The following is a 14,884-nucleotide window of genomic DNA, read 5'->3' as shown; positions in this document are numbered from 1 at the left end:
GCCCGGCCGTTCGCCGCAGTGGACGCCCGTCAACACGCCACAGCGGGCGTGGAGTCGCACCGGGCGTCCCCCCGTAGAACCGTCGCCGCAAGCGGACCAGCGAACGGGAACGTCGCAGCTCCGGCCGGGCCAGCCTTGACGGTGTGCCGGTAAGGGCCGCCCGGTGACCATTCCCGAGAGGGGACCGCGACCGGAGTCCCCGCCACAGCGGCCTCTGGGGGAGGCGTAGTTCCTTCCTCGGTGTGCCGGCGCCCAGCCCACCACCGGCGTTAACCGAGGTACGCGGAGGGGCCAGCAAGACGACGGCGGCGGCTGGTCAGCCAACGCTGCAGCCGCCAGCAACTGACCCCGTCGCTCAACCATCCTCGCGAAGTCCAACCATTCAACGCTTATCAACGGCCTCGACTATCCAAGCTCCGACACTTCGCACATTGACCTACACAGCGCTACTCAGTCGCATTGGATGCCGTCCCAACAGAACGGCACGAATGCTACCTTTGGAGGTAGCTCGGGCCCCGCTTCGCGGGGCCCATTGGCGTTTCTAGGGGTGACTCGTTGGTCATTATCGGGTGGCGTTGAATATGCGCGGTGGAGTGAAGATCTACGCTGGCGCGCCGGCGGCTGCCCGGCACTACGTGGAGGCCGACCGCGGCCGGGCAGACGACTACTACCTCACCCAAGGCACCGGGGTCGCTCGCCGATTCACCGCCGCCGACGGGCGCGTGACCGAGCTGGCGTCGCTGACCGGCAACACCTATGAGACCTGGGTGGCCGGCTGCGACCCGGAGACGGGTGAGCCGAGGGGGCAGCTGCGTGGCGACGAGCACGCCGTTCGGTTCGCCGAGGTGGTGGTCAATGGCCGGAAGACCTGGTCGCTGGCCGCCGCGCTGCACTCGGACATCGCGAGGGCGTACGAGGCGGCGCAGGACCGCGCCGCGGAGCAGATCATCGGCTGGCTGTCTGAGCACGCCACCACGCGGATCGGCCCGCGCGGCGGGCAGGTACAGGTCCCTGTCGAGGCGCTCGAAGCGGCGACGGTGCGGCACTACACCTCCCGCGCCGAAGACCCCCACTGGCACCTGCACCTCCAGCTCCTGTCCCGGGTGTTCGCCGCGGGGAAATGGCGCGGGCTGCACACCATCGGGGTCCGCGACTTCCTGGGCGCGATCAACGGGATCGGGCACGCCGCAATGGCGTGTGACCCGGAATTGAACGCCGCCTTCACCGCGCACGGGTACCGGAAGGACGCTACTGGAGAAATACGGGAGCTCGCCGAGTACGTGGGCCCGTTCAGCGCGCGGCACGCACAGATCGCCCGGAATGTGGACCGCTACGAACGCGAATGGACCGCAGCGCACCCCGGCGAATCCCCCGGCCCTGCGTTGCGCCGAGCCTGGGATGCCCGGGCCTGGGCTGAGGGCCGCCCGGACAAGGTCGCCCTCCAGCCCGGGGTCGGGCTGGAGGAACGCTGGCGGGCCGACCTGTCCGCACTCGGCTACCGCGACCCGGCCGGCCCGGTCGACCTGGCCCACACCCCGATCGGGGCGCTGGATCGCGACGAGCTGGTGCAGCGCGCACTGACCCGGCTCGCGGCCGGGCGGTCGGCGTGGAACGCCGCCGACATCCGCGGCGAGGCCGAACGACTGATCGCCGCCGAAGGCGTCGTCGCCGACGCGCCGGTGCGCGTCGAGCTGGCCGAAGACCTCACCGCCCGCGCCCTGCAGCGCTGCCTGCCGCTGCTGGACCGCGACGGGGTACCCGAGCACATCCGCGCCTGGACCTCCCAGCCGGTCCTCGACGTCGAAGCCGACCTGACCACCCGGCTCGCCGCGCGCGCCGCGCACGGCGTGCCGGACACCGACCGGACCCTTCCTGTGGAGCGGGCGGCTGCCGCCGGCGGGTTGGATGTCGGCCAGGCCGCGGCGGTCGGTGCGCTCGCCGGTGACCGGCCCCTGGCGGTGGTCGAGGGCGCCGCGGGGGCGGGCAAGACCACCACCCTGGCCGCCACCCGCGGCCTGCTCGAGGCGCAGGGCCGCCGGCTGGTGGTGGTCACCCCCACGCGCAAGGCGGCCAAGGTGGCCGCCGGCGAGGTGGGTGCGGCCGCCGGGTCCGCGGCGTCCCTCGCCTTCGGGCACGGCTGGCGCTGGAACGACGAGGGGCGTTGGACCCGGCTCTCCGTCGGCGAGGTCGACCCGGCGACCGGCGGTGTCTACGCCGGGCCGAGCGAGGCAGCGCGGCTACGGCCCGGCGATCTGCTGCTCATAGACGAGGCCGGGATGCTCGACCAGGACACCGCCCGCGCCCTGCTCACGGTCGCCGACGAGTGCCAGGTTCGGGTGGCGTTGCTCGGCGACCGGCACCAGCTGTCCGCGGTCGGCCGCGGCGGCGTCCTCGACCTCGCCGCCGACGCAGTCGACCCGTCGGCGCACCTGACACTCGACGCGGTGCACCGCTTCACCCGAACCGACCAGGACGGCCGCGCAACACCCGACACCACCTACGCCGAGCTGACCCTGGCCATGCGCACCGGCGAGGACCCCGGCGCCGTCTTCGACGCCCTCCTCACCCGCGGCCAGATCCAGCTGCACCCCGACGCCGCCGCACTGCGCGACGCGATCGCGATGGCCGCCGCCGAGCACCACCGCCGCGGCGACCACGTGGCGGTGGTGGTGGACTCCCGCGACCAGGCCGCAGAACTCAATAACGCCATTCGTGAGCGGCTGGCCGCCGCCGGCCGGGTCGACGACCAGCGAGTCGCCATCACTGGGGCCGGCGAGCGGATCGGCGCCGGGGACCGGATCGCCACCCGCCGCAACGACCGCCACCTCGACGTCGCCAACCGCGACGTCTGGGTCGTCACCGCCGTCGGCCGCCGCGGCGGGCTGCTCGTCGCCCCCGCTGTCACCCCCACCGGCACCGTCCCCGGGAACGGGTCCGGCGGTGTCACCCCTGCCGGCCCAGGAATCCGGGTACTGCCCGCGGACTACGTCACGGAGCACGTCGAACTCGCCTACGCCACCACCGCCCACGGCGTGCAGGGCGACACCGTCACGGCCGCGCACGTGGTGGTCGGCGAGCACACCGGAGCCTCCTCGGCCTACGTCGGCATGACCCGCGGCCGGGAAGCCAACATTGCCCACCTCCTCGCCGCCGACGCCGACGAGGCCCGGCAGCAGTGGCTCGCGGTCTTCGCCCGCGACCGCGCCGACCTCGGCCCCGCCCACGCCGCCCAGCTCGCCACCGCCGAGGCCGCCCGCCACGCCCCATCCCGCCCCCTGGAGGAGGTCTTGGCCGAGCTTCGCGCGGCGTGGACCGCCGAGCAGCGCTGCCTTCAGCGACTCGCCTACTGGGAGCCGGAGCGCGACACGTTGCGCGATGTCATCGCGCTCGAAGCTCCCCACGCCGCCGAACTGGCCAACCTCCAGGCCGCCCGTGAACAGACGGCGCTCACCGCCGAACAGGCAAAGCAGCAGGCCGCAGCCAGCGGAGCGGCCTTCGCCGCCCACGCCGACAGGGTCCGCGACACCCTCCTCGCTCGCTGGGACGGCGAACGCCCCGCTACACGCGCGGCGGCACGGACCGTGCTCGACGGCCCAGGCCGGCTCGGGCTCCGGCGAGGCGCGGTGGCCCGGGCCGGCGAGCAACTCACCGACTGGGCGGACCGCTGGCGCACCCACGTTCCCTCCCTTCCCACCGACCCGAGAGACCTCGCGCGGCTCACCGACCGATCCGACGACAGGCCCGCGCTGTGGAGGGCGCTCGACGCCGCCGCCCGCCAGGCGGCCGAGAATGCCCACCCAGAACACGCCCAGGTCCGCGCCGCCGCCGACACCGCCCGGCACGCGGCAGAGCAGGTCCAGCGCGCCCTGGCTGAGGCCAGCCGCCGGCGCGACGAGCGGCTCGGCCCGTTCGGGTCCGTCGCCTGGACCCCCGACCCGGCCGGCCGGCTCGCCGACCTCCAGCGCGACATCGCCACCACTCGCCATGAGCTCACCGATGCCCGGACGCGCATCGTCACCCTCACCGCCGAGCCAGCTCTCCTCGCCCTACCGCCGGAGCGGCTCACCCGCGAGCGCCAGGCCTGGCGCACCCGGCGCTCGGCCGGCCCCAACCAGTCCGGATCGGCGAGCCTGTCGCCGACCGCTCCGGACCCAGGCGTCCCCCGGCCCGAGGCGGAGCGGCTCGGGCCATCCCTCGCCCGCCGTGGCATCGCACCAGGCGTCGGACGATGAGGGGGCGGCCTCCGCCGACGCCGCCGCAGACTCGGAGAGCGGAGGCAGGAGGACAACTGGACGTTTTCGGAAGCATCTGGCGGTCGGCTGTCAGTACGAGCTCCGAATCGGCGCCTTCTCTGGTGACGGAGCCAGTCCACCCGACCAGACCGGAGCCAGCCATGCCCGACCATCCCGCCAGCCGCGAGCCCGTACTGCTCACCATCACCGAAGCCGCCGAGCTCCTCCGTGCCCCGGTCGCCACCCTGCGGTACTGGCGCCACCTGGGCACCGGTCCCCGCAGCTTCCGCCTCGGCCGCCGCGTCCTCTATCGCCACGACGACCTCCGCAGCTGGATCGATGCACAGCACGGCCAGGTCGCCCCTGGCCCACGAAGCAGGCAGTGAGCTTCCACCACCCGGCGCCCGCAGGAATCCACAGGATGGCGATGCACCCACCGAAGGACAGGCGACCGACGGCAAGCTTGGCTCGGCAGATGCTCGCGTTAGCGGTAGAACCCGGAGTGCGCACGCCGTGGCCGGGGATCGAGGAGAGGCAGGTGGTCGGCGATGGTGTCGATCGCGAGAAGACCTGACGGTACGTACCGGCCGCGGTACCGCGACGAGCACGGCAAGGAGCACGCCCGCCACTTCAAGCGCAAGGTCGACGCCCAGCGGTGGCTCGACGAGGTCACCGCAGCCGTGCAGACCGGCACCTACGTCGACCCCAAGCGGGCCAGGACGACCGTGGGCGAGCTGGCCGACGTGTGGCTCGCCGGGAAGATCAACCTCAAGCCCACCAGTCGTGCCCGCTACGCCGACGTCCTCAAGACCCACGTCTTGCCCCGCTGGGGGAACGTCGCGCTGATCCGGGTGACCCACGGCGACGTGCAGGCCTGGCTGTCCGAGCTCTCCGACCGGGGCTTGGCCGGAGCCTCGGTCCGCAAGGCGCAGGGCGTCCTGTCCGGCATCCTCGGCCTCGCGGTGCGCGACCGGCGCCTGGCCGTCAACCCCGCGCTCGGCGTGGCCCTGCCCCCGATGCAGGAGAAGCGCCGCCGGTACCTGACCGCCGAGCAGCTGGAAGCGCTCGCCGACGCCGCCGGGCCCGGCCGGGTCGCCGTCCTGGTGCTCGGCTACTGCGGGCTGCGCTGGTCAGAACTGGCGGCGCTGCGGGTGCGGCACTTCGACCTGCTGCGCCGGCGGGTGCTCGTCGAGGAGGCGGTCACCGAGGTCGACGGCTCCCGCCTGGTGTGGGGCACTCCCAAGACCCACGGCCGCCGGTCGGTGCCACTGCCTCGGTTCCTCGTCGACGAACTCGCCCGGACGGTGGTGACCCGCCCCGCCGACGAGCTGGCCTTCCCCTCGCCGCAGGGCGCGGTGCTGCGCAACCGGAACGCCCGGTCCGCCTGGTTCGACACCGCGGCCCGGGCCATCGGGGAGCCGGGGCTCACGCCGCACGAGCTCCGGCACACCGCGGCCTCGTTGGCGATCAAGGCCGGGGCGAACGTCAAGGCGGTGCAGCGGATGCTCGGGCACGCCTCGGCGGCCATGACCCTGGACCGCTACGCCGACCTGTTCGACGACGACCTGGACGACGTGGCCGACCGGCTGGACGCCCTGCGGGCGTCTTCCCGTGGACGAGTTGCGGACTTTTTGCGGACTGAGACCCCGACGGAGGGCTTGTCGGACCCCCCGACGGAGGTGAACCCGCAGGTCAGAGAAGTGGAGACGAGGGGAATCGAACCCCTAACCCCCGCCTTGCAAAGGCGGTGCTCTGCCAATTGAGCTACGTCCCCGGGACGGCCCCCTCGCGGGGGCCGCGGGTCAGCGGGTGGTGGGGCGGCTGACGGCCTGCGGGCCGTTGGTGGCCTCGTGCCACAGGTCGGCCTCGCCCCTGCCCGCGCCGGCGGAGCGACGGCGGACGGCGACGACGGCGGCACCGGCCGCCGCGGCGACCAGGGCCAGCTGCTTGAGCACTCGGTACCTCCTGGGGACGACCGCGGCGCCGGACGGGGCCGCGCTGCCGCGGTGCTCGGGGCACCGGTACACGGGTGGGCCTGGGAGGACTTGAACCTCCGGCCTCATCCTTATCAGGGATGCGCTCTAACCGCCTGAGCTACAGGCCCGTGAACCTCGACAAGCGTACAAGGGCGTCCCGGGGCCCCGGCGGGCGGGGCCCCGGACCGTCCTAGTCGCGCTCGGCGAGGGTGACCTCGAGGCCGCCGACGAGGTCGGCGCAGAGGTTGTAGATGAACGCCGCCACGGTGCACAGCGCGGTCATCAGGACGATGTTGATCGCGCCGATGACGGCCGCGCCGCCGAAGACGATGCCCGGGGTGATGACGTCGCCGCCGCCCTCGCCGCCGGACGCGGTGCCCAGCTGGCCGAACAGGTCGTTGAGGGTGTCGAAGACGCCCAGGCCGGACAGGACGCCGAAGAGGATCCCGACCGCGACCATCCAGATGAAGAACATCGCGATCGACACGACCAGCGAGATCTTCAGCGCCGACCAGGTGTCGATGTGCCGCAGCTGCAGGCGGGCCCGGCGCGGACCGCGGTTGCCGCGGTTCTTGGCCGGCCGGCCGGCCGCCTGACCCTGCTGCTGCGGGGCCTGCTGCTGGGCCTGCTGCGGCGGCAGTTGCTGCGGCGCCTGCTGGGCGGGGGCGTGGGAGGCCACCTGCTGCGGGGCCTGCTGCGGCACGCGGCCGCCCGCCGGCGGCACGCCCTGGCCGGCCGACGGCGGCGGGACGGTCGCGTCGGCCGGGACCGCCTGCTGCGCCGGCACCGCGCCGCTGATCGGCTTGGTCAGCGACGCCGCCGGGGCGGAGGGGGCGGCACCCGGGGAGCCCGCGCCGGCGGGGGCGGCCCCCACCGCGGACGCGCCGGCCGGGGCGGCCGGCGTCTGCCCGGTGGCGGGCGCCGAGCCCGTCGCCGGGGCTCCGTCCGCTCCGGCTGCGCCCTCCGGGCGGACCCCGGTGCGCACCGCCTGCGGCCGGTCGCTCATGCCGTTCTCCCGTTCGCCTGCGGCCCTCGCCGCGCTCTCGCGCCCGGGATGACCGGCGGGGTGCCGGTGGCGCCCGGGCGCCGGTCGTGTCCGTCAGCGGGAGCCGGGGGCGCGTGGCGGCCGGTGGCCACCACGCGCCGTGCTCCCGGTCTCACCCTAGGCGGCAGGCTCGTCGTTGTCCGTCGTCCGCGCGATCGCCACGATCGACACGTCCTCGGGCAAGTTCATGAGCTTGACACCCATGGTGGCCCGGTCCTTGTTGTGGCGCACCCCGTTGACCGGGGTCCGGATGACGCCGCCGCCGGAGGTGATGGCGTACAGCTCGTCGCCCAGCCGCACCGCCAGGGCCCCGACCAGGGCGCCCTTGCGCGCCTTGGGGTCGGCGGTGAGCACGCCCTTCCCGCCGCGGCCCTGCGGCGGGTAGTTCTCGATGCCGGTGCGCTTGGCAAAGCCGCGCTCGGTGGCGACGAGGACGTCGACGCCCTCCTCCACGACCATCATCGCCAGCAGCCGGTCGCCGGGGGCCAGCGAGATGCCGCGGACGCCCTCGGTGGCCCGGCCCATCGGCCGCAGCGTCGCGTCGTCGGCCTTGAACCGGATCGACATCGCCGAGCGGGTGACCAGCAGCAGGTCCTGCTCCGGGTCGATGAGCGCGGCGCCGACGAGCTCGTCGCCCTCACGCAGGTTGATCGCGATGACGCCGCCGCTGCGCGGGGAGTCGAAGTCCGACAGCCGGGTCTTCTTCACCTGCCCGTTGGCGGTGGCCAGGACCAGGTACGGCGCCACGCCGTAGTCCTTGATCTGCATGACCTGGGCGATCTTCTCGTCCGGCTGGAACGCCAGGAGGTTGGCCACGTGCTGGCCGCGGGCCGTGCGGTTGGCCTCGGGCAGCTCGTAGGCCTTGGCCCGGTACACCCGGCCCTTGGTCGTGAAGAACAGGATCCAGTCGTGGGTGGAGCCCACGAAGAAGTGGTCGACGAGGTCGTCCTGCTTGAGCTGGGCGCCCATGACGCCCTTCCCGCCGCGGCGCTGGGACCGGTAGAGGTCGCTCTTGGTCCGCTTCGCGTAGCCGGTGCGGGTGATGGTGACGACGACCTCCTCCTCCGCGATGAGGTCCTCCATCGTCACGTCGCCGTCGTTGGCGATGAACTTCGTGCGGCGGTCGTCGCCGTACTTCTCGACGATCTCGGCCAGCTCGTCGCGGATGATCTGCCGCTGCCGCTCGGGCGAGTCGAGGATCGCCTGCAGGTCGGCGATGCGGGCCTCGATCTCGGCGAGCTCGTCCATGATCCGCTGGCGCTCGAGGGCGGCCAGCCGGCGCAGCTGCAGGTCGAGGATGGAGACGGCCTGGATCTCGTCGACGTCGAGGAGCTCCATCAGGCCGGTGCGGGCCTCGTCGGCCGACGGGCTGCTGCGGATCAGCGCGATGACGGCGTCGAGCTGGTCGAGCGCCTTGGCCCAGCCGCGCAGGATGTGCGCGCGCTCCTCGGCCTTGCGCAGCCGGTAGCGCGTCCGCCGCTGGATGACCTCGATCTGGTGGTCGACGTAGAGGCGGACGAGCTCGTCGAGGCGCAGCGTCCGCGGGACGCCGTCGACGATCGAGAGCATGTTGCAGCCGAACGACGTCTGCAGCTGGGTGTGCTTGTAGAGGTTGTTCAGCACGACCTTGGCGACGGCGTCGCGGCGCAGGGTGATGACCAGCCGGCGGCCCACGCGGTCGCTGGACTCGTCGGCGATCTCGCTGATGCCCTGCAGCCGGCCGTCCTTGACGGCGTCGGCGATCGCCTCGGCCAGGTTGTCCGGGTTCACCTGGTAGGGCAGCTCGGTGACGACGAGCTGCACGCGGCCGCGGGCGTCCTCCTCGACGGTGACCACCGCGCGCATCCGGACCGAGCCGCGGCCGGTGCGGTAGGCGTCCTCGATGCCGTCGCGGCCGACGATCAGGCCGTGGGTCGGGAAGTCGGGACCCTTGATCCGCTCCATGCACGCGGTGAGGGCCTCCTCGGGCTCGGCGTCGGGGTGCTCGAGCACCCAGAACACCGCGTCGGCGACCTCGCGCAGGTTGTGCGGCGGCATGTTCGTGGCCATGCCGACGGCGATGCCGGCCGAGCCGTTGATGAGCAGGTTGGGGATGCGCCCCGGCAGGACCAGCGGCTCCTGGTTCTTGCCGTCGTAGTTGGGCTGGAAGTCGACGGTCTCCTCGTCGATGTTGGCCAGCATCTCCATGGCCAGCGGCGTCAGCCGGGCCTCGGTGTAGCGCATGGCCGCCGCCGGGTCGTTGCCCGGCGAGCCGAAGTTGCCCTGGCCGTCGACCAGCGGGTAGCGCATGGACCAGGGCTGGGCCAGCCGCACGAGGGCGTCGTAGATCGAGCTGTCGCCGTGCGGGTGGTAGTTACCCATGACCTCGCCGACGACGCGGGCGCACTTGACGTAGCCGCGGTCGGGGCGGAAGCCCTGGTCGTACATGGCGAACAGCACGCGGCGGTGCACCGGCTTGAGGCCGTCGCGCACCTCGGGCAGCGCGCGGCCCACGATCACGCTCATCGCGTAGTCGATGTAGGACCGCTGCATCTCCTGCTGGAGGTCGACCGGCTCGACGCGGTCGCGGTACGGGGTCTCGGTCACGTTCGGGTCTCCACAGGTCGGTGCACAGTCGGTGGACGAAGTCGCAGGTCAGCGACGTGTGGCGGCCACCGGGAGGACTCCTCCCGGTGGCCTGCGCGTCACACGCCGCCGGTCTCAGACATCGAGGAAGCGGACGTCCTTGGCGTTGCGGGTGATGAAGCTGCGGCGGGCGTCGACGTCCTCGCCCATCAGCACGCTGAACAGCTCGTCGGCGGTGGCGGCGTCCTCGAGCGTGACCTGCAGCAGCACGCGGGTCTCGGGGTTCATCGTGGTCTCCCACAGCTCGGTCGCGTTCATCTCGCCGAGGCCCTTGAACCGCTGGATCGCGTCGTCCTTGGGCAGCTTGCGGCCGGCCTCGGCACCCGCCTTGAGGACGGCGTCGCGCTCCTTGTCGGTGTAGACGTACTCGTCGCCGACCTTGCCGCCCCACTTGATCTTGTACAGCGGCGGCTGCGCCAGGTAGACGTGCCCGGCCTCCACCAGCGGCCGCATGAAGCGGAACAGCAGGGTGAGCAGCAGCGTGCGGATGTGCTGGCCGTCGACGTCGGCGTCGGCCATCAGGACGATCTTGTGATAGCGCAGCTTCGTCAGGTCGAACTCGTCGTGGATGCCAGTGCCGAAGGCGGTGATCATCGACTGGACCTCGTTGTTCTTGAGGACCCGGTCGATGCGCGCCTTCTCGACGTTGATGATCTTGCCGCGGATGGGCAGGATCGCCTGGAACATCGAGTCGCGACCGGACTTGGCCGACCCGCCGGCGGAGTCGCCCTCGACGATGTAGATCTCCGAGGCGCGCGGGTCGGTGGAGCGGCAGTCGGCCAGCTTGCCCGGCAGCGAGTTGTTGCTCAGCAGGTTCTTGCGGGCGAGCTTGCGGGCGTCCTGCGCCGCGCGGCGGGCGCGGGCGGCCGAGGCGGCCTTGGTGATGATGGTCTTGGCCTCGGTCGGGTTCGCCTCGAACCAGTGCGAGATCTGCTCGTTGCAGATGCGCTGCACGAAGCCCTTGACCTCGGTGTTGCCGAGCTTGGTCTTCGTCTGGCCCTCGAACTGCGGGTCGCCGATCTTGACCGAGACGATCGCGGCCAGGCCCTCGCGGATGTCCTCGCCGGTGAGCTTCTCGTCCTTCTCCTTGAGCAGCCTCTTCTCGACGGCGTACCGGTTGACGATCGACGTCAGCGCCGTGCGGAAGCCCTCCTCGTGGGTGCCGCCCTCGTGCGTGTTGATCGTGTTGGCGAACGAGTAGACCGACTCCGAGTAGGCGTCGGACCACTGCATCGCGACCTCGACGCTCATCCGCATGTCGTTCTTGCCGGTGCCCTCGGCACCGAAGCCGACGATCGAGCGGTGGATCGGCGTCTTCTTGGCGTTGATGTGGCGGACGTAGTCCTCGAGGCCGCCGTCGTACCGGTAGGTGATCTCGGTGGGCTCGAAGGCGGCGTCCTCGTGGCCCGGCGCCGGCGCCGCGTCGGCGACGGAGGTCTCCTCGGCCAGGCCGGTCTCGGCCTTGCCGCGGCCGGGGCGCTCGTCGCGCAGGACGATGGTCAGGCCCTTGTTGAGGAAGGCCATCTCCTGCAGCCGGCGGCTGATCGTGTCGAACGAGTAGGTCGTCGTCTCGAAGATGTCGCCGTCGGCCCAGAAGGTGATCTGGGTGCCGCGCTTGGTGGTGGCGCCGATCTCCTCGAGCGGACCGGGCTTGGCCATCGCGTAGGACTGGTGCCACTCCCGGCCGTCGCGCCAGATGCGGACGTCGAGCGAGGTGGACAGCGCGTTGACGACGGTGACACCGACGCCGTGCAGACCGCCGGAGACCGCGTAGCTCTTGCCGTCGAACTTGCCGCCGGCGTGCAGCACGGTCATGACGACCTCGACCGTGGGGCGCTTCTCGCGCGGGTGCATGTCGACCGGGATGCCGCGGCCGTTGTCCTCGACGCGGACGCCGCCGTCGGCCAGCAGCGTGACGCGGACGGTGTCGCAGAAGCCGGCCAGCGCCTCGTCGACGGAGTTGTCGACGACCTCCCACACCATGTGGTGCAGGCCGCGCTCACCGGTGGAGCCGATGTACATGCCGGGCCGCTTGCGGACCGCCTCGAGCCCCTCGAGGACGGTGATGGAGCTGCCGGAGTAGCTGGTGTCGGTCTGGGTCCGAGCGACCACGTGGGGCCCTTCTGTCGAGCAGCCGGCGCGCCGGCCCTCCCACCTGGGGAGGGGCTCCGAGGGCGCACAGCGCCGCTCAGCCGGATGCTGGGGATTCCTGGCCTCCATGTTACCGGGTCCACCGACAGGAACGGCGTCACGCAGCCCCTGACGTCCGTTCTGCGCCACTCGCGGCACCGGCTGCACCACCGGTGTTGCCCCCGGGCCCGACACGCCCGCCCAGGGGCGCTGGGCCGGTCGCGCGGTTCCACGTGGAACGCGGCGCCGGACCGGCGGGGGTCAGACCAGCAGCTGCGCGGCGGCGAGTTCTCGGTACAGCGGGCTGGTGTCGACCAGCTCGGCGTGCGTCCCGCGCGCGACGACGCGGCCGGCGTCGAGGACGACGATCTGGTCGCTGTCGAGCACGGTGGACAGCCGGTGGGCGACGACGAGCAGCGCCCGGTCGGCGGCCGCGGCGGCCAGCGTCTCCCGGAGCAGGTTCTCGTTGCGGGCGTCGAGGCTCGCGGTCGGCTCGTCGAGCAGCAGCAGCGCCGGGCGGGCCAGCAGGGAGCGCGCGATCGCCAGCCGCTGCCGCTCGCCGCCGGACAGCAGCACGCCCTCGTCGCCGACCGGCACGTCGAGCCCGCGCGGCGAGCGCTGCACCACGCCGGTGAGGCCGACGTCGGCCAGCACCGCCCACAGCTCGTCGTCGGCGGCGTCCGGCGCGGCCAGCAGCAGGTTCTCCCGTACGGTGCCGGCCAGCACCGGCGCCTCCTGCTCGACGTAGCCGAGCCGCGCGCGCAGCGCCGCCCGCGGCAGCTCCCGGACGTCGGTGCCCGCCCACCGGATCGTGCCGCCCGACAGCGGGTAGAAGCCCTCGACCAGCGCCAGCACCGTCGACTTGCCGGCACCGGACGGGCCGACCAGCGCCACGCGGCTGCCGGCCGGCACCGACAGCGACACCCCGTCGAGGACACGGGTGCCGTCGGGGTAGGCGAACGAGACGTCGTCGAGCTCGAGCAGCGGGACCCCGGCGGCCGGGGTGCGCGGGGCGGCGGTCGCGCCGCCCACCTCGGCGACGTCGTCGCGCTCGGGCTGGAGGACCAGCACCTCCTGGATGCGGGCCAGCGCGCCGAGGCCGGTCTGCAGCTGCGTCCAGGCGCCGACGGCCTGGCCCAGCGGCATGACCAGCAGGAACAGGTAGAGGATGAACGCGACGAGGTCGGCGACGGCGATCGAGCCGGTGGCCACCCGGTAGCCGCCCAGGCCGAGGACGGCGAGGAACGCGCCCTGGACGGCGATCGCGCCGGCCGGCGCCACCAACGCCTCCACCCGGGCCACCGAGACGCCGGCGCGGTAGGCGCGCTCGGCGCTGGCGCCGACGGTGCCGACCTCCCGCGCGGTGGCGCCGCTGGCCCGGATGGTGCGCACCGCCGACAGCGCGCGCTCGACGGCCGCCGTCATCGCGCCGACCTCCTCCTGCGCCCGGCGCGACAGCTTCCGGATCCGCCGGCTGCTCGCCACCACCACGGTCAGGCCGACCGCGACGGCGGTGACCGTGACCAGGAGCAGCCAGACGTCGACCAGCGCCATGGCCACCAGCGCGCCGACCGCGACGACCGCCGACCCGACCACCTCGACCAGGCCGGAGGTGACCGTCGCGCGCAGCAGGGTGGTGTCGGCGCCGACGCGGGACATGAGGTCGCCGGTGCGCCGCCGGTCGTACTCGGCGACGGGCAGCCGCAGCAGCCGGTCGGCGACGGTCCGGCGGGTGGTGAGGACGACGCCCTCCCCCGTGCGCTGCAGCAGGTAGGACTGGAACGCGTTGAGAACGGCGCCGGCGACCAGGACCAGCAGCAGCGCCGCCACGGCAGGCAGCAGCGGCCGGCCCGCGCCGACGGCGGAGATGACCCGGCCGGTGAGCGCGGGCTGCGCCAGGGCCGCGGCCGCGCCGACCAGCGACAGGCCGGCGGCGGCCACCAGCGCCCGCCGGTGCGGACGGACGAGCGGCAGCAGCTCGCGGAGGCCCGCGGACGCCGCGGGCTCGGCGGGCTCGGCGGGGGCGGTCACGGTGGGGTCGCCGGCCGGCCGCGGCTCAGGCGGCGCCGGCCAGGGCGGCGACCATCGCCGTCAGCAGCCGGGCGTGGTGCTCGATGAGGGCGGGCCGGTGCCCGTCGGGCCGGACGGCGGCCAGGTGGCCCGCGGCCGCCCAGAACTCGTCGCCGTCGTCGCTGCGGAGGAGCAGGTCGCGCACGGCCGGGTCGGCGACCAGCCGGCGCACCGCCGGGCCGTCCTCGGCGGTGAGCAGCACCCACCGGTCGTCGAACGCCTGGTCGCCGCTGGGGACGTGCAGCAGCCCGCCGGTGCGGTGCCGCCAGAACCGCGCCGGGGACAGCCGCAGCCCGGGCGCCAGCGGCACGAGCACGGGCGCGGCGGTGACCGCCCACTCCGGCACGGTGTAGCGCTTGTCGGTGTAGACGACGTCGAAGGCGACGAGCTCGAGGTTGCCGGCGCGACCGCGCATCACGCCGGCCGCGCGGTGGTCGCGGCTGGCGCGCACCGGCGCGGAGGCGACCAGCTCGGCGAGCACGGCGTCCTCGGGTGCGGTGCCGTCGGTGATCGTCCAGCCGTGCTGCAGCGCCCAGCCCTGCGCCCCGACGGTGTCGCCGCGGTAGGCGAAGACCTGCTCGACGACGCCGGGTGTGCGCGGCCGCGAGCCGCCCGGGGCCGTCGGGGACCAGGACACCACCGGTCCGCCGGCGGACGGGTCCCGCCGGACACCGCCGGGGGCGTCGGGGCCGCCGGGGCCGCCGGGGCCGTCGTCGCCGAGGGGACCCGGCTCCTGCCGGCGGGGGTCGTCGCGGGGGTCGTCGCGGGGGTCGTCGTCCCGGGGGCTGCTCATCGCTGTTCCGTCC

The 14,884-nt window shown here is 73.5% G+C and carries 8 protein-coding genes, 2 tRNA genes and 1 pseudogene; 3 read left to right on the top strand and 8 right to left on the bottom strand.

What is annotated here, in order from left to right:
• The first annotated feature begins 593 nt into the window (after nt 1–593).
• From mobF to WA616_RS19410, 3 genes and pseudogenes are all read left to right on the top strand, one after another.
• Nucleotides 594–4,232, top strand: a complete 3,639-nt coding sequence (mobF, locus tag WA616_RS19420) for a MobF family relaxase (protein WP_336032482.1) — start codon at nt 594–596, stop codon at nt 4,230–4,232.
• Nucleotides 4,233–4,393: 161 nt separating this feature from the next.
• A complete protein-coding gene (locus tag WA616_RS19415) occupies nt 4,394–4,618 on the top strand; it encodes a helix-turn-helix domain-containing protein (protein ID WP_336032481.1) in 225 nt (74 codons plus the stop codon).
• Between the two features lie 162 nt (nt 4,619–4,780).
• Nucleotides 4,781–5,728: pseudogene (locus WA616_RS19410) on the top strand (tyrosine-type recombinase/integrase); the annotation flags it as partial.
• Nucleotides 5,729–5,933: 205 nt separating this feature from the next.
• Here the strand turns inward: WA616_RS19410 and WA616_RS19405 are convergent.
• From WA616_RS19405 to WA616_RS19370, 8 genes are all read right to left on the bottom strand, one after another.
• Nucleotides 5,934–6,006 (bottom strand) — tRNA-Ala (locus WA616_RS19405).
• 28 nt (nt 6,007–6,034) lie between these two features.
• The gene (locus tag WA616_RS19400) at nt 6,035–6,187 is read right to left on the bottom strand and encodes a DLW-39 family protein (protein WP_175562937.1); all 153 of its coding nucleotides are present in this window, start codon (nt 6,185–6,187) and stop codon (nt 6,035–6,037) included.
• A 75-nt stretch (nt 6,188–6,262) separates the two neighbouring features.
• Nucleotides 6,263–6,336, bottom strand: a tRNA-Ile gene (locus WA616_RS19395).
• Nucleotides 6,337–6,398: 62 nt separating this feature from the next.
• Nucleotides 6,399–7,214: a DUF3566 domain-containing protein gene (locus WA616_RS19390; protein WP_336032480.1), complete on the bottom strand. Its 816-nt coding sequence runs from the start codon at nt 7,212–7,214 to the stop codon at nt 6,399–6,401.
• A gap of 156 nt (nt 7,215–7,370) precedes the next feature.
• Nucleotides 7,371–9,839: a DNA gyrase subunit A gene (gene gyrA / locus WA616_RS19385; RefSeq protein WP_336032478.1), complete on the bottom strand. Its 2,469-nt coding sequence runs from the start codon at nt 9,837–9,839 to the stop codon at nt 7,371–7,373.
• Nucleotides 9,840–9,953: 114 nt separating this feature from the next.
• On the bottom strand, nt 9,954–11,990 hold the full coding sequence (gene gyrB, locus WA616_RS19380; protein ID WP_336032477.1) for a DNA topoisomerase (ATP-hydrolyzing) subunit B: 2,037 nt from the start codon (nt 11,988–11,990) through the stop codon (nt 9,954–9,956).
• A gap of 279 nt (nt 11,991–12,269) precedes the next feature.
• Nucleotides 12,270–14,039 carry an ABC transporter ATP-binding protein gene (locus WA616_RS19375; protein WP_336032475.1) on the bottom strand — a complete coding sequence of 590 codons (1,770 nt, stop codon included), beginning with the start codon at nt 14,037–14,039 and terminating at the stop codon, nt 12,270–12,272.
• 25 nt (nt 14,040–14,064) lie between these two features.
• On the bottom strand, nt 14,065–14,871 hold the full coding sequence (locus tag WA616_RS19370) for a hypothetical protein (protein WP_336032474.1): 807 nt from the start codon (nt 14,869–14,871) through the stop codon (nt 14,065–14,067).
• Between the last annotated feature and the right edge of the window lie 13 nt (nt 14,872–14,884).

This window comes from Geodermatophilus sp. FMUSA9-8, from assembly GCF_037034165.1.
Classification (GTDB): Bacteria; Actinomycetota; Actinomycetes; order Mycobacteriales; family Geodermatophilaceae; genus Geodermatophilus; species Geodermatophilus nigrescens.
Note: the sequence above shows the minus strand (reverse complement) of the source record. Positions and strands in the feature narration are given on the sequence as shown.